The sequence below is a fragment of the Mesorhizobium sp. M0808 genome (genome assembly GCF_040320025.1).
Taxonomy (GTDB): Bacteria; Pseudomonadota; Alphaproteobacteria; order Rhizobiales; family Rhizobiaceae; genus Mesorhizobium.
Window position 1 is genome coordinate 20,917 of the sequence record NZ_JAMYOX010000010.1, and the last position, 26,871, is coordinate 47,787.

The 26,871-nt window shown below is 62.8% G+C and carries 21 protein-coding genes and 1 pseudogene; 20 read left to right on the forward strand and 2 right to left on the reverse strand.

Annotated elements, in window-relative coordinates:
• Window positions 1-44: 44 nt before the first annotated feature.
• On the reverse strand, window positions 45-701 hold the full coding sequence (locus tag NKI25_RS14575; protein WP_352592469.1) for a GntR family transcriptional regulator: 657 nt from the start codon (window positions 699-701) through the stop codon (window positions 45-47).
• Window positions 702-926: 225 nt separating this feature from the next.
• Between NKI25_RS14575 and NKI25_RS14580 the strand changes: the two genes are divergently transcribed.
• Both NKI25_RS14580 and NKI25_RS14585 read left to right on the forward strand, forming a co-directional pair.
• On the forward strand, window positions 927-2,084 hold the full coding sequence (locus tag NKI25_RS14580) for an LLM class flavin-dependent oxidoreductase (RefSeq protein ID WP_352592472.1): 1,158 nt from the start codon (window positions 927-929) through the stop codon (window positions 2,082-2,084).
• Window positions 2,084-2,566 (forward strand): flavin reductase family protein, encoded by a 483-nt coding sequence (locus NKI25_RS14585; protein ID WP_023674185.1) that lies wholly within the window; start codon window positions 2,084-2,086, stop codon window positions 2,564-2,566. The genes NKI25_RS14580 and NKI25_RS14585 overlap by 1 nt, the downstream gene beginning before the upstream one ends.
• Here the strand turns inward: NKI25_RS14585 and NKI25_RS14590 are convergent.
• The gene (locus NKI25_RS14590; protein ID WP_352455781.1) at window positions 2,551-3,618 is read right to left on the reverse strand and encodes a LacI family DNA-binding transcriptional regulator; all 1,068 of its coding nucleotides are present in this window, start codon (window positions 3,616-3,618) and stop codon (window positions 2,551-2,553) included. The two genes, NKI25_RS14585 and NKI25_RS14590, sit on opposite strands and share 16 nt — an antisense overlap.
• A gap of 110 nt (window positions 3,619-3,728) precedes the next feature.
• Between NKI25_RS14590 and bglB the strand changes: the two genes are divergently transcribed.
• The 18 genes and pseudogenes from bglB to NKI25_RS14680 all read left to right on the forward strand — a co-directional run bounded on the left by bglB (window position 3,729) and on the right by NKI25_RS14680 (window position 26,855).
• A complete protein-coding gene (gene bglB, locus NKI25_RS14595) occupies window positions 3,729-4,829 on the forward strand; it encodes a beta-galactosidase BglB (RefSeq protein ID WP_352592475.1) in 1,101 nt (366 codons plus the stop codon).
• Window positions 4,826-5,659, forward strand: a complete 834-nt coding sequence (kduI, locus tag NKI25_RS14600) for a 5-dehydro-4-deoxy-D-glucuronate isomerase (RefSeq protein ID WP_051406061.1) — start codon at window positions 4,826-4,828, stop codon at window positions 5,657-5,659. The genes bglB and kduI overlap by 4 nt, the downstream gene beginning before the upstream one ends.
• On the forward strand, window positions 5,656-8,175 hold the full coding sequence (locus tag NKI25_RS14605) for a hypothetical protein (protein WP_502896944.1): 2,520 nt from the start codon (window positions 5,656-5,658) through the stop codon (window positions 8,173-8,175). The genes kduI and NKI25_RS14605 overlap by 4 nt, the downstream gene beginning before the upstream one ends.
• Window positions 8,176-8,264: 89 nt before the next feature.
• Window positions 8,265-9,533 carry an ABC transporter substrate-binding protein gene (locus tag NKI25_RS14610; protein WP_352786834.1) on the forward strand — a complete coding sequence of 423 codons (1,269 nt, stop codon included), beginning with the start codon at window positions 8,265-8,267 and terminating at the stop codon, window positions 9,531-9,533.
• Complete coding sequence (locus tag NKI25_RS14615) at window positions 9,530-10,552, forward strand: carbohydrate ABC transporter permease (protein ID WP_502896943.1); 1,023 nt, start codon at window positions 9,530-9,532, stop codon at window positions 10,550-10,552. Before NKI25_RS14610 ends, NKI25_RS14615 begins: the two co-directional genes overlap by 4 nt.
• Window positions 10,549-11,601, forward strand: a complete 1,053-nt coding sequence (locus NKI25_RS14620; protein WP_023674192.1) for a carbohydrate ABC transporter permease — start codon at window positions 10,549-10,551, stop codon at window positions 11,599-11,601. Before NKI25_RS14615 ends, NKI25_RS14620 begins: the two co-directional genes overlap by 4 nt.
• A 7-nt stretch (window positions 11,602-11,608) precedes the next feature.
• Window positions 11,609-12,697: an ABC transporter ATP-binding protein gene (locus tag NKI25_RS14625; RefSeq protein ID WP_352592481.1), complete on the forward strand. Its 1,089-nt coding sequence runs from the start codon at window positions 11,609-11,611 to the stop codon at window positions 12,695-12,697.
• Window positions 12,698-12,945: 248 nt separating this feature from the next.
• Entirely contained in the window at window positions 12,946-13,644 is a 699-nt protein-coding gene (locus tag NKI25_RS14630) for an MFS transporter (protein ID WP_352592484.1), read from the forward strand.
• A gap of 307 nt (window positions 13,645-13,951) precedes the next feature.
• Window positions 13,952-17,080, forward strand: a complete 3,129-nt coding sequence (locus NKI25_RS14635) for a PAS domain-containing protein (RefSeq protein WP_352592487.1) — start codon at window positions 13,952-13,954, stop codon at window positions 17,078-17,080.
• A 374-nt stretch (window positions 17,081-17,454) separates the two neighbouring features.
• Window positions 17,455-20,289, forward strand: a complete 2,835-nt coding sequence (locus NKI25_RS14640; protein ID WP_352592675.1) for a sensor histidine kinase — start codon at window positions 17,455-17,457, stop codon at window positions 20,287-20,289.
• Window positions 20,289-20,930 (forward strand): response regulator transcription factor, encoded by a 642-nt coding sequence (locus tag NKI25_RS14645; RefSeq protein ID WP_352622879.1) that lies wholly within the window; start codon window positions 20,289-20,291, stop codon window positions 20,928-20,930. The genes NKI25_RS14640 and NKI25_RS14645 overlap by 1 nt, the downstream gene beginning before the upstream one ends.
• 2 nt (window positions 20,931-20,932) lie before the next feature.
• On the forward strand, window positions 20,933-21,322 hold the full coding sequence (locus NKI25_RS14650; protein ID WP_023716983.1) for a response regulator: 390 nt from the start codon (window positions 20,933-20,935) through the stop codon (window positions 21,320-21,322).
• Entirely contained in the window at window positions 21,312-21,995 is a 684-nt protein-coding gene (locus NKI25_RS14655; RefSeq protein WP_031211078.1) for a response regulator transcription factor, read from the forward strand. Before NKI25_RS14650 ends, NKI25_RS14655 begins: the two co-directional genes overlap by 11 nt.
• A gap of 560 nt (window positions 21,996-22,555) precedes the next feature.
• Window positions 22,556-23,536 carry an alpha/beta fold hydrolase gene (locus NKI25_RS14660; RefSeq protein WP_502897380.1) on the forward strand — a complete coding sequence of 327 codons (981 nt, stop codon included), beginning with the start codon at window positions 22,556-22,558 and terminating at the stop codon, window positions 23,534-23,536.
• A 50-nt stretch (window positions 23,537-23,586) separates the two neighbouring features.
• On the forward strand, window positions 23,587-23,949 hold the full coding sequence (locus tag NKI25_RS14665) for a hypothetical protein (RefSeq protein ID WP_352592493.1): 363 nt from the start codon (window positions 23,587-23,589) through the stop codon (window positions 23,947-23,949).
• A 91-nt stretch (window positions 23,950-24,040) separates the two neighbouring features.
• A pseudogene (locus NKI25_RS14670) lies at window positions 24,041-24,801 on the forward strand (glucose 1-dehydrogenase).
• 436 nt (window positions 24,802-25,237) lie between these two features.
• Window positions 25,238-26,029, forward strand: a complete 792-nt coding sequence (locus NKI25_RS14675; RefSeq protein ID WP_352592496.1) for an alpha/beta fold hydrolase — start codon at window positions 25,238-25,240, stop codon at window positions 26,027-26,029.
• Window positions 26,030-26,096: 67 nt separating this feature from the next.
• A complete protein-coding gene (locus NKI25_RS14680; RefSeq protein WP_023674205.1) occupies window positions 26,097-26,855 on the forward strand; it encodes an SDR family oxidoreductase in 759 nt (252 codons plus the stop codon).
• Window positions 26,856-26,871: the final 16 nt, after the last annotated feature.

A 26,871-nucleotide genomic window follows, 5' to 3' on the forward strand; every position in this document is an offset into this window, starting at 1 on the left:
CCGTAGCCGATCGATGATCTGGTCACGCTGCGTCTTCCTCCGGCCTATCTGAAACGCGTGACGTACCGCGCCGCGCCCGGATCGAACCAGCTGCGGGAATATTCCGCGCTGGCGCCGTCGCCAGCCCAGGCGATACGTTCTATGAACCCCACGACCGTCCCCGGCGGTGGCCTGAATTCGAGCGGGGCCCAGTCCGGCGCGGGTGCGACGGCAACATGGTCTTCGGCGCGAACGATCGAAAAGCCGAGCGCGAGCCGGTAGTGGAGATAGAGGGATTCCGACAAATCCTCGCGCTTGAGCCGCTCGGCGCGGCTGACGTCCAGCCAGATCTCCTCGACCGCGGCCGGCTCGCCGTCGAGCCGCCGCAGCCGGCGTATACGGTGGGCTTCGCCGGCGCTGCCGAATTGCGGCATGTCGGCGGGCTTGCGCAGTCGCTCGACGGACAGCACGTCGGCGCTCGGCAGGCCGCCGCCGCCGATACGCTCCAGGCGAAAGAAAGCATAGACCCCGAGCAGGTCGCCGCGCGCCCGCACATAGTTACCCGAGCCCTGGATGCGGTCGAGAAGGCCCTTTTCGGTCAAATCTGCCAGCGCCCGCCTGAGCGTGCCGACGGCAATCCCGAGGCTCGCGGCCATCTCGCGCTCGGGCGGCAGCCGCGCCCCGTCGGCCAGCCGTCCGGCCGCGATTTCGCGGATCAGCATTTCGCTGGTCTGCAAGTGCACAGGCAAGGGCCCGCGCATCTGGCTGGATCGGTGGCCGGGGTCCGCCCTTGTCAAATGCATCCGGTGTCCAATCGCATCCCGGTTTCGGGTTTGGCTCAAATTGATCCAGTATTGATCTACACCAAAACGAATGCTAAGCAAGCCCTATTCGCAGCTCCGGACCTCTTTGAAGAATGGCCCGGGCTTCTTTTTTGAAGAGTGGCAATGAGCATCGTCCCAATCACCTCGCCGGATCTCGATGCAGCCGAAGTCTCGTGGTTCGCCGCACTCTGCTCGGACGACTATCGCTATCTCGGTGTGCCGCACGGCGCGTTGCGCTCGAGCTGGGCGCATTGCTCCGAGATCGTGAAGACGTCCGAGGAACTAGGTTTCCGCAACATCTTGTGTCCGTCGTCCTATCAGGTCGGCCAAGACACGCTGAGCTTCGTAGCCGGCTGCGCGCCGATCACCTCGAAGATCAATCTGCTCGCCGCTGTGCGCTGCGGCGAGATGCAGCCGATCATGCTGGCGCGCACGATTGCGACGCTGGATCACATGCTGGAAGGCCGGCTGACGGTGAACATCATTTCGTCTGACTTTCCGGGCGAGACGGCCGACAGCGCCTACCGTTATCAGCGTTCGCGCGAGGTTGTGCAGATCCTGCGCCAGGCCTGGACCAGGGACAGCATCGATTTCGAGGGCGAGGTCTATCGCTACAAAGGACTCTCGACGGCGCCAGCGAAGCCCTATCAGCAAAATGGCGGCCCGCTGCTCTATTTCGGCGGTTATTCGCCCGACGCGCTCGAGCTTTGCGCCGAACAGTGCGATGTCTACCTGATGTGGCCGGAAACCAGGGAGGAACTTGCCGGCCGCATGAAGGCCGTCCACGAACGCGCCGAGCGCCATGGGCGGACGCTCGACTACGGCCTGCGCGTCCACATGATCGTGCGCGATACCGAGGCCGAGGCAAAGGAATATGCCCGGGAGCTGGTTTCGAAGCTGGACGACGAGCAGGGCAGGGCGATCCGCGAGCGCGCGCTCGACGCCCGATCGCTCGGCGTATCGCACCAAGCCAGGAACCGCCAGATCGCCGATGCCGAAGGCTATGTCGAGCCGCATCTGTGGACGGGCGTCGGGCGGGCGCGCTCTGGTTGCGGCGCGGCGCTCGTGGGCTCGGCCGATCAGGTTCTGTCGGAAATCGAGACGTATATGAAGATGGGGATCCGCGCCTTCATCTTTTCCGGCTACCCGCATCTCCACGAGGCGCGTCATTTCGGCACCAAGGTGCTGCCCCAGCTCAAGACATGCTCGCTCCCGCACGCCTATGGCCGTGTGCCGGAACGGACCCCGGCGACACCATTGGGAACGGGGGAGCGTCGCTGATGGAGCATGTCGTGTGCGATCCACGCCTTTTGCGCAATGCCTTCGGGCGCTTCGCCACCGGCGTCACGGTCGTCACCACCGGCACGGCCGACGGCCCGGTCGCAATCACTGCCAACAGCTTCTCATCCGTGTCGCTCGATCCGCCGCTGGTGCTCTGGTCGATCGGCCGCCACTCGCGCCGGTTCGAAGCCTTCGCCAATTCCGCGCACTACGCCATTCACGTGCTGGCGGAAGATCAAATCGATCTGTGCTGGCGTTTTTCGAAGTCGGGGACGGACTTTGCCGATCTTGACCTGTCGTGGAGCGAGCACGGCGTGCCATTGCTGCCGCGCGCACTGGCGCGGTTCGAATGCAGCGTCGCCGACCGCTTCCCGGCTGGCGACCATATGATCCTGCTTGGACGTGTCCTTGAACTGCAGACGCAAGAGGGTTTGCCGCTGCTCTTTGCTGGCGGCAAGTCGCGCGCTCAAGAGGCCAGTTGATGACCGCCGGCGCCGCTTCGGGCTGGTGCCGTCGACTGGCGCACCACGAGATTGCAGGCAAGTTCGACGCGACGCGGCGGCGACCCCGAATGGGCCATATCGTCGAGCAGCAGGCTAAGCGCCGCCGATCCGATCTCGCGCATGGGAATGTGCATCGCCGTCAGCGGCGGGTTGCAGAAGGCAGCGAGCGGCAAGTCGTCCATACCGACCACGGACACATCGCCAGGCACCGAATATCCGGCCTCCTGGACGCCGGCGATGGCACCAAACGCCAAGCTGTCGCCGGCCGTCAGCACGGCGGTGAAATCGAGGCCACGGGCCGCGATGCGCTCGGTCACGGCCCTGCTCGCAAGTTCCGGCAGCCAGTCCTGCACCTCAACCACGAAGTCGTCGAAGCCGGCAATTCCGGCTGTGATCAGCGCGTCGCGCCAACCTTCGTAGCGCCGCTCGATCGTGCGCCGGCCACGCCGCATCAGGAACAGGATGCGGCGGTGGCCGAGGCCGATCAGATGCTGCGCCGCAAGCATGGCGGCAGAGCGATTGCAGGGCGTCACGCTCGAATGGCGCATCGAGGGATCGTCGCCGTTGACGAGCACGATCGGCTTGGCGAATCCGGCTGTCAGCGTCAGCACATCGTCATCGTCCAGCGTCAGAAACAGGCAGCCGGCGACGCTGTCGTCGCGCTCGGATTCACGCAGCAGCGCGATTTCGTCCTCGGGCGCCGAAACCGGCCGGGTCACGAGTTCGACGCCCAGCAACCGGGCGCGCTCGTTGAGTCCATCAAGGACATGGTAGGTGAACTGATTGCGGGCACTGTCCACCATTGCCACGCTGCTTGCGGCCAGGATGACCTTGCGGCCGGCAACCGAGGCGGGAATGGCATAGTTCATCGACTTCGCCGTTTCGATGATCCTGGTGCGAAGCTCGTCCCTCACGCCGCCGACGCCGCTCAGCGCACGGGAGGCGGTGCTGACCGACACGCCGCAACGCGCCGCTATCTCTTCAAGTCGAATGCGGCGGCTGGGGCGGCCGCGCTTGCCCTGGATATTCATCCGCTCCGTCACCTCCGGCAAAGTCATCCGATTAATGCAAAAAATTTTCAGATTGCGCAAGAAAAATGGCTGTGAAACAGTTCCGATGAAGCGGGAGAACGGGAGGAGTGATGCCGCTATCGGCCGAACGCCTGAATTCCGTGCTTGCCAGCCTTGTGGCCGGCATGACCGGCTTGCGTCATGACGGGCGGTTCCATGAGCCGAATCTCGACGGCACGCCGGGCGACTATGTCAGCTTCGACAGCTGGGAATGGCCGCAAGGCGTCGGGCTCTACGGGCTGATTCGGCTGTGGGCGCAGACCGGCGACGATCGGCTGCTGCAGACGATCGAGGCCTGGTACGACCGACGCATCGCTGCCGGTCTCCCTGCGATGAACGTCAACACCACCGCGCCCCTTTTGGCGCTAAGCGAATTGTGGCGGCGCCGGCGCCAGCCGCGCTTCGAGCCGGTGCTGCGCGAATGGGCCGAGCGGGTGGCCACCGCCTTGCCACGGACGCCCGAAGGCGGTTTCCAGCATGATGTTTCGGACCGGGTCAACGACGACGAATTGTGGGACGACACGCTGTTCATGGTGGCGCTGTTCCTCGCATCCTACGGCCAGGCTGCCGGCCAGCGTCGCTTCGTCGAGGAAGCAGAAAGGCAATTCCTGGTCCACGCCCGTTATCTCGCTGACCCGGCATCAGGGCTGTGGTTTCACGGCTGGACGTTCGCGGGACGGCACAATTTCGCCCGCGCGCGTTGGGCGAGAGGCAATGCCTGGATTACCGTCGGCATCCTGGAACTGGTGGAGTTCGCCGAAATTGCACCTTCGGTCCGGGCCTATCTGCTCGGCGTGCTGGACACGCAGATCAACGCCCTGCTCGAGGTGCAGGCAGGTTCGGGCGCATGGCACACTCTGCTCGACGACCCGACATCTTACGAGGAGATTTCCGCCACGGCCGGCTTCGGTTACGGGTTGATGAAGGCCGCGCGGCTCGGAATCGGCTCGACAGAGTGCCGTGCCGCCGGCCTCCGCGCCTTGGAAGCCGTGGTAGCCAACATCGATGACAAAGGTGTGGTGGCGAACGTGTCCTATGGCACACGCATGGGCGCCGACCTGCAGTTCTATCGCGATATACCCATCCATCCGACGGGCTACGGGCAGGCGCTGGCCATTCTGTGCCTGACCGAAGGGGCGCGTCATCTGCAGTCGAAGGTGGAGGCGGCATGATGCGGACGCTCTATGGCGCGTCGCCGGGCGATATTGCCGGCATGGACACGGACCGGCTGAGGGCCGAGTTCCTCGTCGACGGCTTGTTCCGGCCTGGCGCGATCGAATTCGTCTACACCCATGTCGACCGCATGATCGTCGGTGGCGCGGTGCCGCTGGCCAACCCGCTGGCATTCGGCGACGGGGCCGAAGTCGGCACCCCGCTCTTCTTTGACGCGCGCGAGATGGGCATCGCCAATCTCGGCGGCAATGGCACGGTCGCGGTGGACGGCCGGCGCTTTCACGTGGCTAACCGCGACATCGTCTATGTCGGACGCGGAGCGCGTGAGGTGACGCTGGAGAGCGACGATCCGGAGAGGCCGGCACGCTTCTACATGAACTCGGTGCCGGCTGGCGCCGATATTGCGCACCGTCTCATCGTCAGCAGCGAAGCCAGGCCGCTTGTGCTCGGCGAGGAGGCCCGTGCGAACAGGCGCACGCTGCGTATGTACATCCATCCCGAAGTGGCCCCGTCCTGCCTCTTGCTGATGGGGATCACCGACCTCGCGCCGGGCAGTGTGTGGAACACCATGCCGCCGCATCTGCATGAGCGGCGCATGGAAGCTTATTGCTATTTCGACCTCGCCGAGGCCGACCGTGTAATCCATCTGATGGGCCGGCCAGACAAGACGCGCCACCTGATGGTCGCTGACGGCGACGTCGTCCTGTCGCCTGCCTGGTCTATCCATATGGGTGCCGGCACCGGCCCTTATGCCTTCGTCTGGGGCATGACCGGCGAGAACCAGGCCTACACCGATGTCGATCCAGTTGCCGTGAAGGATTTGCGATGAGCGAGGCCGCGCAAAGCGTTCGGACGGATTTTACGCTGCGCCGGCCGCTCATGGCGGGGCAGCCAATCGTCTATTGGCGGCTCGGGTCTATCGCCGAGCAACGCTACGACGTGGCCGACCAGCCCATGCAAGGCGAGATGGATCCCTTCTTCTTCCTGACCAAGCACAAGAATTTCATTCCCCACGAATATCCGTGCCGCACGCAGTTCGCAGCGGAACGACGCGGCAAGCGACCACAGGTCAGCGCCGAATTCGGCGCCGAGCGCATCTGGCTGCCCTTCGCCTCGCCGCGCATCGACCTATCGGGCTTCTGGTTCCGGCCGACGGTGCTTGGAACCTGGGCCGAGACCACCATCGAGGCTGCCTCGACTGGCGAGGCGCTGGTGCGGCTGCGCACATGCGGCGGCGCCACACTCTTTGCCAATGGCGAGGAAGCCGGCTGGATGGCGCCCTACGGCCGCAATCTGGAAAGTGCCGAGCACTTCAAGATCGCGCTGCGGGCCGGCCGTAACGACATTCGCGTGTGGTTCGACGATCTCGCCGAGCGCGACGCCCGCTACTATTTCCAGCTCGATTATCTATCCGGTCCGGCTGCTTCGGTGGCACTGCGGATCGAAGTCGAGAGCGGCGTTGCCGATGCGATAGAAGCAGCCCTTGACGACATGCATTTCGACCGTCCCGCCTATGACGGCGGCGAGGTGGCGCTCGTCACCGGGGTGGCCCTGCCGCGCGACGCGCAAGTCGAGATCGAGATCGAAGGCGATTTCATGTCGATCGAGACGCCGGTGCGCTTCGCCTTCGATCTGCCGGCGGGCCAGACGCGGCTGCCGATCGCCGATACCGAGCAGCTGCCGGCCGACTTTCGCCATTTCAAGGTGGCGCTGACGGTCGCAGACCATGCCGTATCGCGTGTCTTCGGCGTCGAGATATGCCACACGCGCCGTCAGGGCGATGCGCCGGAAACGCTTACCGCGCGTATAGATGAAGCCCTGCGCGAGGTCGCCGGTCACGCCGAGGCCGATACGGTGCGCGCGCTGGCGCGCCTGGCGATCGGACAGCAGGGCGCCGAGACCGACGCCATGATCTCCGGCACGCTGCCGGCGATCGAGGATTGTCACGATTGCGCCGACTTCATCCTGGTGCCGCTGCTGTGGTGCCGCAAGGCCTATGGCGATCGGCTGGAAGCGAGCCTGCGCGCGCGCGTCGACAACGCCATCCTCGGCTATCGCTACTGGATGGACGAGCCCGGCAATGATGTGCAGTGGTACTTCTCCGAGAACCACGCGCTGCTCTTCCACACCGCCGCCTATATTGCCGGGGGCCTGTTGCCTGATGTGCGGTTCGTGCGGTCGGGCCGCCTTGGCCGCGAACAGTCCGCGGTTGGAGCAGCGCGTGTACGCGCCTGGCTCGACCATTTCGAGGCATGGGAGATGGCCGAGTTCAACTCGGCGCCTTATTTCCCGATCGACCTCAAGGGCCTGTGCGCGCTCTACGCGCTGGCCCCGGACAAGGACATCGCCGAACGTGCCGGCAAGGCAATCATACGCCTGCTTGAACTCGTCGCCCGCTCGGCGCATCGCGGCATCCTCACCGGGGCGCAGGGCCGCTCCTATGAGCACACGCTGCGCGCCGCGTGTTCCCTGGAATTATCCGGCATCTGCCGCATGCTTTGGGGCAAGGGCAACTACGGCATGCGCTTTCACGCGCTGCCGCAGCTGGCACTCTGCCTGCGGGATCACGATTTGAGCGTTCCGGACGGGTTGGCAGCCATTGCTTCCCTCACCGACGATACGGCGTGGGAATGGACTTTTGCGCAGGGACAAAATCGCTTCGCGCGGCTCTACCACTACAAGACGCGCGACCATGCGATGGGCAGCGCCGCTGGCTACCGCTGGAACCAATGGGGTTATCAGGAGACCGTCATTCACGCCCGGCTGGGCAAGAATCCGGATGCGCAGATCTGGATCAACCACCCCGGCGAAGTGCTGCAGTCGGGATATGGCAGACCATCATATTGGGGTGGCTCAGGCACGTTGCCCCGCCTTCACCAATACCGCGACCTCGCCGTCGTCAGCTTCTCCTGCTCGGATGAACAGCCCGACTTCACGCACGCCTGGTTTCCCGTACGTGCCTTCGATGCCGTGCAAGTGGGTGGCGATCGGGCGTTCGCGCAATCGGGCGACGCCTTCGTCATGCTGAAGACGGATGTTCCGCTCACGCAGGTAGTGGCCGGCCCGACGGCCGGCAACGAGTTGCGGGCGGCGGGACGCAGGACGACATGGATCATTCGCCTCGGTGACCGGAATGCCAATCGGCCGGCCCTCGACGCCTGGACTGCCGTTTTTGGGGACCTGTCGGTGCGGTCGGGTCCCGACGGCGAGTTGATCGTCGAGGATCCGGAATACGGCACGGTGCATTTCCTCGCCGACGCAAGGATCGTGGCTGAGGGACGTACACTCGATCCGGCCAACTGGACCGTGCGCGGTGAGGCGATGCGCATGAAGCACAGAGAGTAGGGAGGAGATCGGCTGCGACGCTCAAGAGGAGGAGGGCGTAGCAGGCTTGAACCATCGGGGCGCCGCCCCGCTAAAGGAGGAGACGAAGCATGAATAAGACCCGCACTTTGCTGGCCGCGCTATCGGTCAGCCTGCTCGCATCGACCAGCGCGTTTGCCGGCGACGTGCGCATCATGTGGTATTCGGACGGTGTCGAGGGCGATGTCATCCAGGACATTCTGAACCGCTTCATGAAGGACAATCCCGACATCCACGTCACGCTCGACAACGTCGCCTACAAGGTGATCCAGGAGCAGTTGCCCATCCAGCTCGAAGCCGGCCAGGGTCCGGACATCGCCCGCGTCACAAACATCAAGGAGCTTGCCCAGCACTGGCTCGATCTCAGGCCACTGGTGGCCGATCCGAAATATTGGGAGGACAATTTCGCTGACACGCTGGACTGGATGCGCCCCGACGGCTCCAACGCCATCCCGGGTTTCATGACCCAGCTCACGCTCACCGGCGGCTTCGCCAACAAGACGCTGTTCGAACAGGCCGGCGTGCCGCTGCCCGGTGACAAGGCGACCTGGGACGACTGGATCAACGCCGCCGCCGAGGTGGCGAAGAGCCAGCAGCTTCCGGCTGCCTTCGCCATCGACCGTTCCGGTCACCGCATTTCGGGCCCGAATGTCTCCTTCGGAGCGAACTATATCGGCCCCGATGGCATGCCGGCGAAAGTGGACGACGGCACCAAGGCTTTCGTCGGCGGGCTCGTCGACTGGACCGCCAAGGGCCTGATGCTGAAGGATACCTGGGTTTCGGCGGCAGGCTCGACCTATCGCGCGGCCGCCGACGACTTCATCAACGCCCAGATCCCGTTTTATTATTCGGGCAGCTGGCAGGTCGCCAATCTATCGACCAAGATCGGCGATAGTTTCGACTGGGTGGCGACCGGTTCGCCTTGCGGTACCGCAGGCTGTTCGGGCGTGAAGGGCGGCGCGGCGCTGGTCGCCATCAAATACACGAAGAATCCCAAGGACGTCGCCAAGGTCATGGATTATCTAGCCCGTGAAGACGTGGTAAAAGAGTTCAGCGAGCGCACACTGTTTCTGCCCGCGCACAAGGGCGTCGTAGACAAGGGCGGGCTGAAATGGGTCTCGGCCGACAAGAACGTCGGTCCGGCGCTCGACAAGTTCGTCAAGGCGGCGGGTGAAACCCTGCCGGCGGCCGATGCGCTGCCGCCGTGGAAGTGGGCCAACGCTTACTTCGCCGCGCTGGTGACGCGCGTCAGCCAGGTGATGGCCGGCGAGCTCAGCCTCGACGATGCCTGGGGCAGGATCGACCAGGATATCGCCGACAAGGTTGCCGAGGCGAAGTGACCGCCGCCGCGACACTGAAGGCATGGATTGGCGCCGCCCTCGCGGCGCCGGTCGTGTGGCTGGCGTCGATCGTCAACGTGCCGCTGAAGTTCTGGCAGCGAGCGACGGGCACCGGCGGCATGGCCGCGTTCTTCCTCGCCCCAAACATGGCGATCTTCGGCATTTTCGTCCTGGTGCCGATGATCATCAACTTTTTCTATTCGGCCACGTCGGGAACGGCCTACTTCCTGCAGGACCGAACCTATGTTGGGCTCGAGCAATATCAGCGCCTGCTCGATTGCGGCAACTACCTGGACACTGCCACTTGCCACGAGGATCTCTTCTGGAAGGCCGTGCACAATACCGGCCTGTTCGTCGTCGTGCAGGTGGCGCTGATGACGGTCGTGTCGATGGCGACAGCGTTGATCCTCAACCGCGAGATCGTCGGGCGCAGCTTCTGGCGCGCGGTGTTCTTCTTTCCGGTGCTGCTGTCGCCCGTCGTCACCGGCCTGATCTGGCGTTGGATCCTGCAGCGCCAGGGCCTGCTCAACCTGATCGTCCATGATCTGGGCGGCGAGCCGCACAATTGGCTGACAGACCGTTTCTGGGCTTTCACCGCCGCGGTCAGCGTTTCGGTTTGGGCACATATGGGCTTCTATACGCTGATCTTGCTTGCCGGATTGCAGGCGATCCCGCGCGACCTTTACGAAGCGGCCGAGATGGACGGCACGAAGCCGGCGCGGGTGTTCTGGCGCATCACGCTGCCGCTGCTGATGCCGAATCTGCTTGTCGTCATCGTACTGGCGCTGATCCGCGCTGTGCAGATCTTCGACGAAGTCTATGTGCTGACGGGTGGAGGGCCGGGAACCTCGACCCTCTATATCACGCAGTACATCTATGAGATCGGCTTCGCCTCCCTGCTGCGCAACCCGGGGCTGGCTTCGGCGGCTTCGATCCTGATGGGGTTGGTGCTGGTCGTGCTCACCTTGGTTCAGCTGCAGGTTGGACGCCGGGGTGAGCGGAAAGGAGCCCGCGAATGAGCGGCGTGATGACATTCCTGACCCGCCGGCGCGGCGGTCGCGGCTGGCACTGGACGGATATCGTGAGCTGGCTGTGGCTGCTCGGCGGCGTTGTCATCATGTTCGGCCCGGCCGTCTGGCTGGTGGGTTCGTCATTCAAGACGCCGGCACAGCTCGCCGAGTTCCCGCCGACCATAATGCCTTATGTCAGCCAACACGCGAGGGTCGAAGGCTACGACAAGCCGCTGACCCTCTACAGGGTGAAGTTGCCGGATGGTTCGACCAAGGTGCTGGCCGAGGTGCGGCGCATCGGCATCGTGGCGCAAATGGTGGATCCGCAGGCGCCGAACGATATCGTGAAGGTCAACATCGCCGACCGGCAGCCGGTGCGCGAAATCGGCTTCGCGACGGAGAATTACACCGAGCCCTTCGTCCATTTCGACTTCCTGCGCTATCTGCGCAATTCGGTTTTTGTGACGGCAATGGCAACGCTGATCACGCTGCTCACCAATTCGATGGCCGCCTTCGCCTTGTCGAAATACAAGTTCCGCGGTCGCGATCTGACGATGCTTGTGATCGTCGGTACGCTGATGGTGCCGCTGTCGGTCATCCTGGTGCCGCTCTATTCGGTTGTGGGCGCCGTCGGACTGCTCGATTCGCTGTGGGGCGTGATCTTGCCGACCGTGGCGACGCCAACCGGCGTCTTCCTGCTGCGCCAATATATGCTGACTATCCCCGACGAGCTGCTCGATGCGGCGCGCATGGACAACGCTTCCGAATGGCAGATCTACTGGCGCATCGTATTGCCGCTTGCAGCACCGGCGCTCGCCGTGCTGGCGATCTTCTCGGTCGTCTGGCGCTGGAACGACTTTCTGTGGCCGCTGGTGGTGCTGTCGCGCAAGGAACTCTACACACTCCAGGTCGGCCTCAACACCTATGCCGGCCAGCTAAACGTGCAGTGGCACTACATCCTGGCGATGACCGTGGTGACGATGATCCCCGTCGTCCTCGTCTTCGTCTTCCTGCAGCGTTACATCACTTCCGGCATTGCCGGCACCGGGCTGAAGTGAGGATGTCATGGGACGGATAACGCTGACCAACATTGATCGCGCTTACGGCAAGATGAAGATCTTGCACGGTATCAACCTCGACGTCGGTGACGGCGAGATGCTGGTCCTCGTCGGCCCGTCGGGTTGCGGCAAGTCCACGCTGCTGCGGTTGATTGCCGGGCTCGATCGGCCGACCGACGGCAAGGTCGAGATCGACGGGGTCGACGTCACCAACGTTTCGGCCGCGCAACGCGGTCTGGCGATGGTGTTCCAGTCTTACGCGCTCTACCCGCACATGAGCGTGCGCCAGAACCTCGCCTTCGGGCTTGAAAACATTCGTATGCCGAAGGCCGAGATCGACGCGCGGATCACGGAAGCGACGCGCATGCTGGAAATTGCTCCCTATCTAGACCGCCGGCCCGGTCAATTGTCGGGCGGCCAGAAGCAGCGCGTGGCGATCGGCCGTGCGGTGGTGCGCAATCCGACCGCCTTTCTGCTCGATGAACCGCTGTCCAACCTCGATGCCGAACTGCGCATCACCATGCGCGCTGAACTGGCGGGCCTGCACCGGCGGCTGGCAACCACGATGGTCTACGTCACCCATGACCAGATCGAGGCGATGACGCTGGCGGACCGCATCGTGGTCATGCGCTCGGGGCGGATCGAACAGGTCGGCCGGCCGCTCGATCTCTACAACGCGCCGGCCAACCTGTTCGTCGCCGGCTTCATCGGCGCGCCGCGGATGAACCTGCTGCCGGTGAAGGTGCGTTCGGCAAGCGGCGCCGAGGTGCGTGTCGAAGGTCCAGGCGGGCTGTCGGCCTCGATCGCCGCCGACGGGGTCGCGCTGAAACCGGGAGACGACGCGACGCTTGGCATCCGGCCACACGACATCCAACTTTCGAATGGCAGCAAGGGATCGGTGGAAGCGCGGGTAACGCTGGCCGAGGCGTTGGGACCGGAAACCGTTGTCCACGCCACCATTGCCGGCGACGGCAAACTTATCGCCGTTCTCAAGCAGCAGGGCGTTGAAACGCAAGGGCCGCCGATCAACCTCGCTCTGCCGCCGGAGCGCATGCATCTCTTCGATGCCGCCGGGCTGCGTGTCGCACCGCGTTAGCCGGCGGCAAGATAGCGGGTTGCTTTTCATGAACCGTCGCAACTGCGCACAGCGAACGCGTTGCGCGCTTGTCAAAATAGGTGAACGTTAAGACAACCGAACGCTTCAAGAGGGCGCCCTCTGCGATCATTGCTGCCAGGGTCTTCGGCAATACGGAGGTTCGCGCCGGCACGTTCGCGCGCCTGAATCCGGCTGACTGATAATACGACCTGTGCTGAGGTTCAGTACGAACTACCGATCAGGTTCTGTTGTCCGGCTTCGTCATCCAAAGGACCGGGATGCGCCCGATCACGCTTGCGCCATTTGGCATTCTGCTCTTCGCAGGCGCGATGTGGCTGCTGTCCGCTTCGACGAGCGGTAGCGGATCACCGGACCTGACCCTTGCTCTGCTGCTGCGAGGATTCGGCCTCGGCCTTCTGTTCGTGGCACTGACGCTGGTTACGCTGCAGGGCCTTGCCGCCAATGCGCTGCCGTTTGGCATCGGGCTATTCAACTTCGGCAAGCAGGTGGGCGGTCTGACCGGCACAGCCCTCTTGCAAACGTATATTGATCACCAGAATGTCCACAACCGGACGATACTGGCGTCCCACCTCGTCAATGGAGATCCAGCCGTAGACCAGCGCTTGAAAGCAACTGCGAACGCTCTGGCGAACAGTGTCGACAGCACTGCGGCGACAAAGGCCGCCCTGCCGCTGCTGCAGCGCGCGCTTGAGAAGCAGGTCGCCACGATCTCGTTCGACGAAGCTTTCTTCGCGCTCGTCCTGCTGTTCGCGGTCGCTGCGCCCTGTCTCATTCTGTCTCATTGTCGCCAAACAATTGCTCGGCCGCCAAGCCGCTCCGCAGAACTAAAACCGCGTCCACGCCCTATACTTTGGAACAGATGTATTGGTCGGGAGAGCCATCCAGATTATCTCATGAGCCGTGTTAACCGGACGAGACAGGGATGACGAATGCAGAGGTTTTTCCGGCTTCACTCTGCAGCCGACGAAGAGGCAGCCGAGCGTCTTACCTGTCCGGCTCGTATTCCCAGTGGTAGGTGTTGATGCATCGATCCGCGTCGCTCCTCGCGCGAGGCCATCGTTAGGGCCCCCCGTAGCGGCGATATCTCCGCGCAATGCATGGATTTCCATGAGATGCAGCCGAGGCATGGCGGAACTAGATTTAGGCGGTGAGTTCGCCTGTCCAGATATTGAAAACAAGTGCTATATCAAGCGCTGACCGTCCCCAGGCTTTTTTGTCCGACAGGAGAAGCCAATGACAGCAGCGTCCAACTCACTTGGCGAAATCGATCCCGAAGCAACGCTTGCGCTGCAAATCATCGAGAGCATGCCCGGCCACGCGTGGGCAGCCGATGCCGCCGGAAGATTCACCTATCTCAGCCCAAACACCCTGGCGTTCCTCGGCAACACGCATGAGGGTCTCAACACTTCCGAAGACGACGATGAGTTCGGCTGGCGTCGAGCCGTCCATCCCGACGATTATGATCCTGTAGCCGCCAGATGGCGGCATTGCCTCGAAACCGGCGATCCCTATGATACCGAGCATCGCCTGCGGCGCGCCGATGGCGTCTATCGCTGGTTTCGAAGCTCAGGACGACCATTTCGCGATAGCCAGGGGCGCATCGTTCAATGGTACGGCACGACAATAGACATTGAGGACCAGAAGCGGGCCGAGTCAGCATTGCGTGACCGGGAGCGGGAACTCTCGCAGCTCGTGGACATGGTCCCGAGTCACATCTGGCGGCTCGATCCCGACGGCGAGCCGATCTTCTTCAATGGGCGCATGGTCGACTTTCTCGGCCTCGATGTAGCGGATCTGGACCGACCGGGCATGAGCCGGCTGGCGGTGATGATACAGGCCGCCGTTCATCCGGACGACGCGGCAGCATTCGGCGATGCACTCCGTGGTTGCTTCGCTACCGGTGCGAGCTTCGCGATGCGCTATCGCCTGCGCCGTGCCGATGGCGTCTATCGCTGGATGTCGAGCCGGGCGGAGCCGATGCGCGATGACGCTGGCCGCATCGTCCAGTGGTACGGCCTCTGTCACGACATAGACGATCAGATGCACACCGAAGCGGCGTTGCGGCAGAGCGAGCAGCAACTTCAGCACATGATCGACGCGGTGCCGGTCCGCATCTGGAGTGTGATGCCGACCGGCGGGCCGGTCTACTTCAACAAGCGATACCAGGACCATTTCCGCTCCGTTATCGCGAACTTTGATGTGCTCGGCGAGCCGGGCATCGAAACGTTGCTGCACGAGGTGATTCATCCCGAAGATGCGCCCGAGGTGCAGCGCACGTTGTTGAGGTGTTTCGAAACTGGCGGCGGCTCCGCGATGCGGTTTCGCTGGCGCGAAAAAGACGGCACCTATCGCTGGGCTGAGTGTAGGGTCGAGCCGCGACGCGATGACGACGGAACGGTAGTGCAGTGGTACGGGGTTTCTCTCGACATCGACGATGAGGTGCGCGCGCAGGCGGCGTTGCGCAAAAGTGAGCGGCGCCTTCAGCAGCTGATCGACACCGTGCCCGCTTTGATCTGGAGTACGACACGGGAAGGGACGCCTTCCTACGTCAACAAACGGTTCACCGATGTAACCGGGGCCACGCTCCACGACATCACCGCCCCGGACGGCTCGCCGTCGCTGAGCGTGATCCATCCAGACGATATCGACACCGCACGGCAGGCGATCCGCCATTCATTCGCAACGGGCGTGCCTTACGTTCAGAGATATCGCCAGAGGCGGGCCGACGGCGGCTATCGCTGGACCGAGACTCGCGCCGAGCCGCTGCGCGACGAAGATGGCAGCATTCTCCAATGGTACGGCGTGAGCGTCGACATCCATGACCTGGTGACCACGCAAGCCGCGTTGCACGACCGGGAACGAGAGCTCTCGCAACTCGTCAACATGGTTCCGAGCTACCTCTGGCGGCTGTCTCCCAACGGTGAGCCGACCTTCTTCAACAAGCGCCTGATAGATTTTCTCGGCCTGGACATAGCGGACGCGGAAAAGCCGGACACGAGCCGGCTGGCGGCCTTCATTGCCACCGTCGTCCATCCCGACGATGCAGCCAGCCTGAGGGAAGCACTCGACAGCTGCTTTGCCACCGGCGAGCGATTCTTCATGAAGTATCGCCTGCGCCGTGCCGATGGCGTTTATCGTTGGATGGAGGGCCGTGCGGAGCCACTGCGGGACCAGGGTGGACGCATCGTCCAATGGTACGGCCTTACGCACGACATCGACGATCAGCTGCGCGTCGAAGAGGCGCTGCGCGAGAGAGAACGGGCTCTCTGGCAGCTAGTTGAAACGCTGCCGGCAATGATCGATTGCGCCGCGCCGGATGGCGAACCGATATATCGCAGCCAGCAGCTCCGCGAATTCCTCGGATACAATCTTGAGGAATTGGACGAAGCGGGAAAGTCCCGGCTGGCTGGCACACTCGACGCCGGTGTTCATCCCGACGACCTGACAGGTGTCAAAGAGAGATATGCCGATTGTCTGTCCACAGGCGAGCCGTATGCGCGACGGCACCGTCTGCGGCGCTTCGATGGTGAATATCGCTGGGTCGAGACGCGCGCCGCGCCGATGCGCAACGCTGAAGGCGCCATCGTGCAGTGGAACGTTATCTGCCTCGACATCGAAAATGAGATGCGGACACAAGAGGAGCTTCGGCTGGCACAAGAGAGACTTGCGCGTGCGAGCCAGGCGGCGAGCCTTGCCGAACTCTCCGCATCCATCGCTCATGAGGTGAACCAGCCGCTGGCCGCCATCGTCGCCAACTCCAACGCATGCCACCGTTGGCTGTCCGCCGAGCCCCCGAACGTCGAGCGCGCGAAGATCACGGCCGAGCGTATCATCCGCGATGCCAACTCGGCGGCGGATGTCGTCAGCCGCATCCGTGCCTTGTTCAGACCTTCGCTTGAAATGAGAACCAGCACACCGATCCCCAGCGTCGTTGCCGAAGCACGTGACCTTATGGCCGAGGAAGCCATGCGGCGTCGCGTTCGGATGGACATCGACGTCGAAAGCAACCTTCCGCTGGTTGCGTTCGATCGCGTCCAGATCCAGCAGGTCCTGGTCAATCTCATTCGCAACGGCATGGAGGCGATGGACACCACGGCGGGCGACAAGGTTCTCGGAATGCGCGTGCGCCGGATAGAGGACACGATCCAGACCGAGGTCCGCGACCGAGGCCCGGGTATCGAACGTCCTAACAAGATATTCGAGCCGTTCTTTACAACGAAAGGGAACGGAATGGGCATGGGGCTCGCGATCTCCCGTTCGATCATCGAGTCTCACGGCGGACGCCTTTGGGCGGAGAATAGCGTGCCGCGTGGGGCGACATTCATCTTCACCCTCCCGGTTGAAGCGAAAGCTGCGCAATAACTGGCGGCGCTCAGTAAGCGCTTGGTTTTTTCGGCTCTCGGTGAAGGGGCGCCGCCGCCCCGTGCAATGCATGGATTTCCATGAGGTGCGGTTGGGGCGTGGCGGGATTAGGGTGGCGACGTGAGTCCGTCAGCCCAGTCCAGCTATCAAGAGCAAGTGCCACACGAAGCGCCGACAATCTCCAGAGTTTGTTTGTCCGTCAGGGGCACCCGATGACGACAGCGCCCGACTTACTTGGCGAGACCGATTCCAGCGCAACGCTCGCGTTAACGCATGACTTGGACCGATCCGGACCGGGAAGTGGCCGACCTTTCGCGACGAATGAACCGGGCCTGATTCGCGGCAACCTGATTAGCGATCTTGAAAGAGGCGGGTTGTCGCGCGTCTGGTCGCACCGTCCCCAATTCTTGCATCTGGGGCTTTTTATTACGGCCTATGTCCTGGGCTGCGGCTTCGCCCAGTCGCTCGCAATCATACCTGGAACAGGGATTTCCATTTGGCCTCCGAGCGGGCTTTTCATCGCTACGCTTGTCTTCGCCTCCAGGTATAGCTGGCCGTGGTGGGTGCTGGGGGGCTGTCTGGCAGAACTGTTCAGCAACTTCTTGTGGTTCCACACTCCGCTGCCCGCGGCCTTCCTGATCTTTGCCGGCAACGCTCTTGAAGCGGTGGCCGGCGCATGGCTTGTGAACCAGACCTGCAAGCGCCCAGTTCGGCTGGAAACGTTGCGGGACGTTCTCGCATTCGTCGCACTGGCCGCTGGAGTTGCGCCAGTTGCAAGCGCGACGGTGGGAAGTGCGGCGCTTTCGTGGTTTGGCATACAATCGCAAACCTTTGCGACGGCTTGGCCGCTGTGGTGGATCGGAGACGCGACGGGAGTCCTGATCGTAGCGCCACTGGCGCTGGTCGTGTTCCAGAACTGGCGCGGCAAGGCGCAGCTCTCGGCAGCGCGATGGATGGAAGCTTGCGTCCTGGGGCTGATCTTTCTTGGTATCGCCGCCCTTTCCTTGAGCGGCTATCTGCCCTTCGCCTACATCATCATGCCGCCTCTTCTTTGGGCCGCGGTGCGCTTTGAGTTCCGAGGCGCCGCCGTAGCATTGACCGTTCTCGCTCTGATCACGGCGGTATTCACGATATCCGGCGCCAGCCAATTTGCCGGCGATCCCGAGTCCCAGAAGCACAACCAGATCATGCTGCAGCTTTTTCTGGCCATCTCGGCATTTTCGGCGCTCGTCGTGGCCGCCATTTCCAGGCAGCATCAGGCGGCGGTGCTCACTTTGCGCCAAAGTGTGGAGACCTTGCGGGAGCGGGAGCGAGAACTCTCGTTGCTGGTCGAAATGATCCCCGCTCACATCGCCCGTATGGCGCCCAACGGCGAACCAACCTTCTTCAGCAAGCGCACGACAGACTATATCGGCCTCAACGACATCGCGGGCTGGGACAAGCCGGGCACGAGCCGCCTGGCGACCGTAGTCGCGGCAGCCGTCCATCCCGACGATGGACCCAGGATGAGAGAATGGCTCAGCCGCTCCCTCGCCACCGGCGAACCCTATCCCATAAGGTATCGCCTGCGTCGCGCTGACGGTGTCTACCGCTGGAGGGAGGGCCGCGCCGAGCCGCTGCGGAACCAGAGTGGGGCGATCGTGCAATGGTACACGGCCAGCATCGACATCGACGATGAGGTGCGCGCGCAGGAGGCATTACGCGACCGGGAGCGGGAGCTCTCGCAGCTTGTCGACATGGTTCCGAGCCACGTTTGGCGCCTGACGCCGGACGGCGAGCCGACCTTTTTCAACAAGCGAATGGTCGACTTTCTCGGCCTTGACGTAACGGATTTGGACAAACAGGGCATCGGCCGGCTGGCGGCGATGATAGCGGCCACCGTCCATCCGGACGACGCAGCAGCATTCGGCGATACGCTCAGTCACTGCCTTGCTACCGGCGAGCGCTTCTCCATGAGGTATCGCCTGCGCCGCGCCGATGGCGTCTATCACTGGATGTCGAGCCGGGCAGAGCCGATGCGCGATCACGCTGGCCTGATCGTGCAGTGGTACGGCCTCTGTCACGACATAGACGATCAGATGCAAGCCGAAGAGGCGCTGCGGCGGAGCGAATTGCAGCTTCAGCAGATGATCGACGCTGTGCCGGTCCGCATTTGGAGCGCGATGCCGACCGGCGGGCCGGTCTACTTCAACAAGCGATACCAGGACCATTTCCGCGCCGTCATCGCCAATTTCGAAACACTCGGAGAGCCGCGCATCGAGGAATTGCTGCAAGAACTGGTTCATCCCGAAGATGCTCCCGAGGTGCTGCGCACGTTGCTGAGCTGTTTCGAAACAGGCGGCGGTTCCGCGATGCGGTTTCGCTGGCGCGAAACAGATGGCTATCGCTGGGCGGAGTGCAGGGTCGAGCCGCGGCGTGATGAAGACGGCGCGGTTGTGCAATGGTACGGGGTTTCCCTCGACATCGACGAAGAGGTGCGCGCCCAGGAAGCGCTGCGACAAGCCTCCGACAAACTCGCGCAAGCCACTCAGGCTGCAAGTCTCGCCGAGCTTTCCGCTTCGATCGCGCACGAGGTGAATCAGCCGCTGGCCGCGATCGTCGCCAATTCCCATGCATGCCACCGTTGGCTGTCCGCCGCCCCTCCGAACGTCGAACGCGCGAAGATTACGGCCGAGCGCATAATCCGGGACGCCAATTCGGCGGCGGACGTCGTCGGCCGCATTCGCGCGCTGTTCAAGCAATCCACCGAGACGAGGACCAATGCGACGCTCAGCAGTGTCATCGCAGAGGCACGCGACCTCGTGACCGAGGAAGCGATGCGGCGGGGCGTTCGCATCAGCGTTGATGTCGGAAGCGACATTCCGCTAGTCGCGTTCGATCGCGTCCAAATCCAGCAGGTTCTGGTCAATCTCATCCGCAACGGCATGGAGGCGATGGACTCTGGTGCGGATGACGGAGTTATCAGCATCCGCGTGCGCCATATCGGGGATGTTGTCCGGACCGAAGTCAGAGATCGCGGCCGGGGCGTCGAGTTTCCCGACCGGATATTCGAACCGTTCTTTACCACGAAAGAGCAAGGGATGGGCATGGGACTGGCGATCTGCCGTTCGATCATCGAGTCGCACAGCGGGCGTTTATGGGTCGAGAAGAACGAACCACGTGGAGCGACGTTTATCTTCACGTTGCCGATTGAAGCGAAAGCGGCGTGATGACGACGGACGGCCAAATTGTCTTCATCGTAGATGACGATGAACGCATCCGGGAGGCGCTCAGTGAGCTGCTGGCCGCACATGGCATGCGTGCCGTAGCGTTCGGATCGGCGGGCGATTATATCCGCGCTGACAAGCCGGACGTCCCTGCCTGCCTCATCCTCGATATCGAGTTGCCGGATATTAACGGCCTCGATCTGCAGCGGCAGATTGCCGAGGGCGATCATCCGCCGATCGTTTTCCTGACGGGACATGGCGATATCCCGTCCTCGGTGCGTGCGATCAAGCACGGCGCCGTGGATTTCCTGACCAAGCCCTTCAGCGATGCAGACCTCATGGCCGCAATCCATGCGGCGATTGCCCAGGATCGGGTACAGCGATCGGAGCGCGCCGAGCTGGGTGTGTTGAAGCAACGTTATCTCGAGCTGACGCCGCGCGAACGTGAGGTGCTACCGCTGGTGGTCAGCGGCTTGCTCAACAAGCAGGCCGCCGCTGAACTGGGGATCAGCGAAGTTACGCTGGAAATTCATAGAAGGAACGTCATGCAGAAGATGGTCGCGGCGTCGCTCGCCGACCTAGTGCGCATCGCCGAGCGATTGGGAATACCGATCACGCACTCGCGCCGGGCAGGGGGTAACTGAGGGTGAGCAAGCGGAGGCCTGTCGTGGCGATTGTCGACGATGACCCAAGACTGCTCGAGTCGCTGGAGGACCTTCTGGAGTCCGCCGGGTATGTGGCCCGCAGCTTCTCGTCGGCGGGGGCGTTGCTGGTCAGCGGCCTGTCTGGATTGGACATGCTTATCACCGACATCGGGATGCCCGGCATGGACGGCTTTGAACTTCGTGACTTGGTCAAGAAGGCGCGTCCGGACCTGCCTGTGTTCCTGATCACGGGCCGCCACGAGATAGTGGATCAGCACCGCGCCAAGGGCATTGGCGGGCTTTTCCGCAAGCCGTTCGATGGCCAGGCACTGCTTGCGGCGATCGGCGACGCTTTACGCAACCCAGAAACGGAGGCTAAACATGAGAGTTGACCAATTGCCCTTACCGAGATCGACGCCATCATCACAGCAGCGAAGGGCTGAAGCCGAGCAGCCGCTGGTCATTATTGTCGATGATGATGCCTCTGTTCGGGAGGCGCTGTCTGAATTGATCCTGTCGGCGGGTTTCCTGCCGGTGTGCTTTACCTCAACCCGTGAATTGCTTGACGCCGACGTGTTGGAGAGCCCCGGCTGCTTGATCCTCGACGTGCGCATGCCGGGCACGAGCGGTCTCGATCTGCAGCACCATCTTGCGAAAAACGGCAACCCCAAACCCATCATCTTCCTGACCGGGCATGGCGACATCCCGATGACTGTCCAGGCGATGAAGGCCGGCGCCGTGGACTTTCTCACCAAACCGGTGCGGGATCAGACGCTGCTTGACGCTGTGATCGCCGGCATTGCGGTGGATGCCAAACGGCGGGCGGATGCCGTGATCGTCAAGCGCAATATCGAGCGCGTCGAGACGCTGACGCCGCGCGAGCGCGAGGTCCTGCGTGAAGTGGCGCGCGGACGCCTCAACAAGCAGATCGCCTTCGACCTCGGCATCAGTGAAGTGACGGTCAAGCTTCACCGCGGCAATGTCATGCGCAAGATGGAAGCCGCTTCCATCGGTGAGCTGATCCGGGCGTGGGAAACGCTGCCCGCGCCGATGCGCGAGGTCTAGAATTTGGCACAAGCCGATCCATGCCCATCCAATAGGATCGCCCGGCCCGCCCGGCCATTTCAGGTGCTTTCTCAGCGCGCCCAGGCCTTCCTGCCTGTTGGTACGCTCGTGCTGCTGCGGGTGATCCTGATGTACATCGGTGGTCCTGTTGGGTGTTTCGCGGCAAGGCCCGCGCCAAACATCGGTTACCACTGAGCGGCGCTCTTTGGCAGCGCCAGTCTGACCGACAAACTCGCAACATTTCATGCAACAGCAACTGACGCCGGCCGTGCCGCGTCGGTCCCCGCGCCGCTACCCAAGCCTAAATTGACGTGTGTCTATAAGAGCTTGCCTTAGCCCGGCCCTATCTTCGGCGTGCCTGCCCTGCACTTTGGCATCGTATGACAGATGCTTCCGTAGAGTAGGTTCGCGGCCCGGATCGGTGCATCCTGTTCCTCGCAAGCCATCACGACCGTCGCGTTTCTACCGCTCCTCGCTCGCTCCTCCCCGAACGCGACCGCACAGGCCGACTCGACGGTCGTGATGGTGAGCAGGATGTTCAAAGCACATGGATGGACATGATGAACAAAGACGGACTTTTCTCCGTCGGCGGATCTCGCCGCGATGTCTTGTTGGCAGGCCTGATCTCTACGGTTGCCGCCGGACTGCCCCGCGCTGCTTCGGCAACGAGCCGAAAACAAAACCTTCCCTCTTCCCCCTCAATCAAAGGAACCAAGACGATGAGCACCATCACGACCAAGGATGGCACCGAAATCTACTACAAGGATTGGGGCAAGGGTCCTGTCGTCACGTTCTCGCACGGCTGGCCGCTGAATTCCGACGCCTGGGACGGCCAGATGCTCTTTCTTGCCCATAACGGCTTTCGCGTCGTTGCGCATGACCGGCGCGGCCATGGCCGATCGAGCCAGGCCACGTCCGGCAACGACATGAACGGCTATGCGGACGATCTTGCAGCCGTGATCGAGGCGCTGGATCTCCGGGACGCCACGCTGGTCGGCCATTCCACCGGAGGAGGCGAGGTTGCTCGCTATATCGGACGGCACGGGACGAAGCGGGTGGCCAAGGCTGTTCTTATCGCCGCTGTTCCGCCGATCATGGTGAAAACGCCGGCCAATCCGGAAGGTCTGCCAATCGAGGTATTCGACGGCATAAGGGCTGGCCTCGTCAAGGATCGTTCGCAGTACTACCGGGACCTCGCACCGTTGTTTTATGGCGCGAACAGGCCGGACGCCAAGGTTTCCCAGGGGACTCTGGATCAGTTCTGGCTCTGGAGCATGCAGGCGGGTCTCGTGAACGCGTACGAAAGCGTCAAGGCGTTCTCCGAGACCGATTTTACCGAGGACCTCAAGAAGTTCGACGTACCAACCCTCGTCCTGCATGGCGAAGACGATCAGATCGTCCCCGTCAAGGACTCGGCAGTCAAGTCGGCCCGATTGATCAAAGGCGCAAAGGATATCTATTACCCCGGCGCGCCCCACGGGATCACGGCCACACACCAGGATCAGGTCAATGCTGATCTGCTCGCCTTCATCAAAGGATAGCACGCCCTCAGTCACGACCGCATGTTGTCCGCAATTCCTTGGAGCCGCCGATGACCACCTTTGGCAATATTTCGCGCGCCCTGAACCGCATTTCGGGTGGCGCGCCAGGTCAAACCTTGTGCGCTCGCATAGCCGAGCGGTGGCCTGAATGCTGGTTCTGTCGGCTCATGTCCCGGATTGTGGAACCGAACCACTGCGCCATCGAGCTGGAGCGCTGGCAGAGGCGCGAAACATATGCTGCGCCACGGCTGCCGCTCGGGCAACTGCGCCTGTGCAGCGCGGAGGCGATCGCCGGCGTTCGACACTACGTCGCGCTGTCGGGGGTCGCCGCCGCGCGCTTGTTCTGCCTTGAAGGCCAAAGCGCTCTGCAAGACGTCAAACTGGCTAAGCGCCCGGAGTTTATCAATCGGTAGCCGTTTGCGATTGCCGCTCATTTTGGCGGTCTCAATTCGGCGTGAAATTTTCTTGGCCAGCAGTTGCGACTATCGCAGCAGCACCGGCACTATTTTTCGAAGGCAGGAACGACATGGGCGTACTCTCGGGGTGGTCACCGGCGGAAACAGCGGGATCGGACTATCGGCTGCAAAAGTCTTTGCGGCCGAGGGCGCGCAAGTCGTCATTACCGGCCGCCGGCGGCAGGCGGTCGAGGAAGCGGTCGCACAGATCGGGGCAGGCGCGCTGGGCATTCAGGGAAATGTGGCCGACGTGTCGCACCATGACGAGGTAGCGCAACAGATCCGCCAGAGGTTCGGGGCGCTCGACATCTATATGGCGAACGCCGGCATAAACACCATCACGCACTCGGCCGACGTCTCCGAGGCAGAATATGATGCGCAATTTGCCGTCAATACGCGAGGCGTCTTCTTCGCGTCCAGAAGCTGATTCCGATCATGCGGAATGGCGGCGCAATCATCCTCACAGGCTCGCTGGCCAGCGAGAAGGTTCTGGACGGTCATGCTGTTTACGCGGGCTCGAAGGCGGCCATAAATGCCTTTGCGCGCGCTTGGGCGATCGAACTGAAGTCTCGCGGCATCCGGGTCAACGTGCTCAGCCCAGGTCCGGTGGATACGGCTATTCTCGATAAGCTAGGCATACCGTTTGAGCAGCGCGGGCTGTTTGAAAAGGCGATGGCGGAGGCAATACCCCTGGGCCGGATGGGGCAGCCGGAAGAGCTGGCAAAAGCCGCCCTGTTCCTTGCCTCGGACGCGAGCAGTTTCGTCACGGGCATCAATCTGCGGGTCGACGGCGGGATGGCAGTGCTCTGAGCCACGACTGCGATGTCGCGCCAATAGACTGGCGAATAACGCCGGTCCGGCTGTTTGACCCATACCAAGGCATTTGGCGATGCGGGCCGAAGGCCAGGAACTATGTCGTTGACGAGAGGAGGCTTTGCCGCCGTGTTCGATCCGGCCGGCTCACCAGCGCTCAACGGATCGACCGCGCCAGGCTCTCGCCACGGCGGCAGCGGCGTCTTGCAAACACAACTCTCTGGCCGCGCGCCCTCAGTGTCTGTTCCGGCGACCGCCGCCAATGCACACCCCGCATAGATACCTCAATCATGCTGCAGGGCACCTGATCTCCCTGGTGACCTACCCTGCACCTTGGCATTGTATGACAGACCCTTCCGCACAATAGGTTGGCGGGCCGCGTCGGCGCATTCTCCTGAGCATTGGTCACCACAGGCCACACGGGAGAAAGCAAATGCGAAACATAACTCGAGTCCTGGCCCTCACCGCAGCGCTTGCCGCGTCGGGCGGCGGGATGGCGCAGGCCGCGAATTCTCAGCCCAAGCCGACGATCGTACTGGTGCACGGCGCCTTCGCGGAATCGTCGAGCTGGGATGCAGTCATCACCAAGCTCAGCAAAGACGGTTATGTAGCGATAGCCGCAGCTAATCCGCTCCGCGGCGTTGCCAGCGATGCGAAAGCAGTCTCAGCCATCGTCCGGTCGGTTTCCGGGCCGGTCGTGCTGGTGGGGCATTCCTACGGCGGGCCTGTCATCACCGAGGCCGCCAATGGCAATCCCAATGTGAAGGCATTGGTCTACGTGGCAGGTTTCGCGCCGGATACCGGCGAATCGAGCCTTACGTTGTCCAGCATGTTTCCCGGCAGCACCTTGGGGAGCGCGCTTGCTCCAGTCGCGTTGCCGGACGGCGGACAAGACCTCTTCATCGAGCCGGCCAAGTTCCGCGCCCAGTTCGCCGCCGACGTTCCGCAAGAGCAGACTTTGCTGATGGCTGCCACTCAACGCCCTGTTGCGCAGGCGGCTCTGGCTGAAGCCTCGGGCGTCGCCTCATGGAAGACGCTGCCGTCCTACATGATCTACGGCTCGGATGACCGGAACATCCCGGCAGCCGTCATGAGCTTCATGGCCAAGCGTGCGCATGCGGTAAAGACCGTCGTCATCGAGGGTGCGTCCCATGCGCTCATGGTTTCGCATCCCGACGAGGTCACGTCACTCATCGAGGATGCTGCTGCATCGGTCAGTCAGTAGCAGGCCGGAAACGCCCAGCATCCGATCGAGCAACGAAAAATAGACACGCAACACCAGGAGACCAGACATGAAGATCGTCGTCATCGGCGGAACCGGGCTGATCGGTTCAAAGACCGTGGAGAGACTGCGAAACAAAGGACACGACGTGCTTGCGGCGTCGCCGAATTCGGGCGTCAACACCGTTACGGGAGAGGGTCTGGCGGCCGCGCTTGCCGGTGCGCAGGTCGTCGTCGACCTCGCGAACTCGCCGTCGTTCGAGGAAAAGGCTGCCCTGGAGTTCTTCGAGGCATCCGGGCGTAATCTTTTTGCCGCCGAAACGGCCGCCGGCGTCCGTCATCACGTGGCGCTGTCGGTCGTCGGTACCGACCGGCTGCAGGGCATGGGCTATTTCCGCGGCAAGTTGCTTCAGGAAAAGCTGATCAGGGAGTCCGGAATTCCCTACACCATCGTTCACGCCACTCAATTCTTCGAATTCACCGCCGCCATCGCAAACACGGGCGCCGTCGGGGATACCATTCATATGTCGCCGGCCTACTTCCAACCCATGGCGGCTGATAATGTTGCCGATGCGATGGCGGACGTCGCGCTTGCCGCGCCGTTGAACGGCATGATCGAAATTGCCGGCCCGGAGCGTGTCCGCATGAGCGAACTTGTCGAGCGCTTCCTGAAGGCCACCAACGACCCGCGCAAAGTCGTCCCGGATCCCGGCGCGCTCTACTACGGCCAAGTGGCAATCGACGATCGAACGCTGGTGCCCGGCGAGAACGCGCGCATCGGCGCCGTGCGTTTCGATGATTGGCTCAGCCGATACACACCACCGAAGTAAGTAATCATCGGATAGG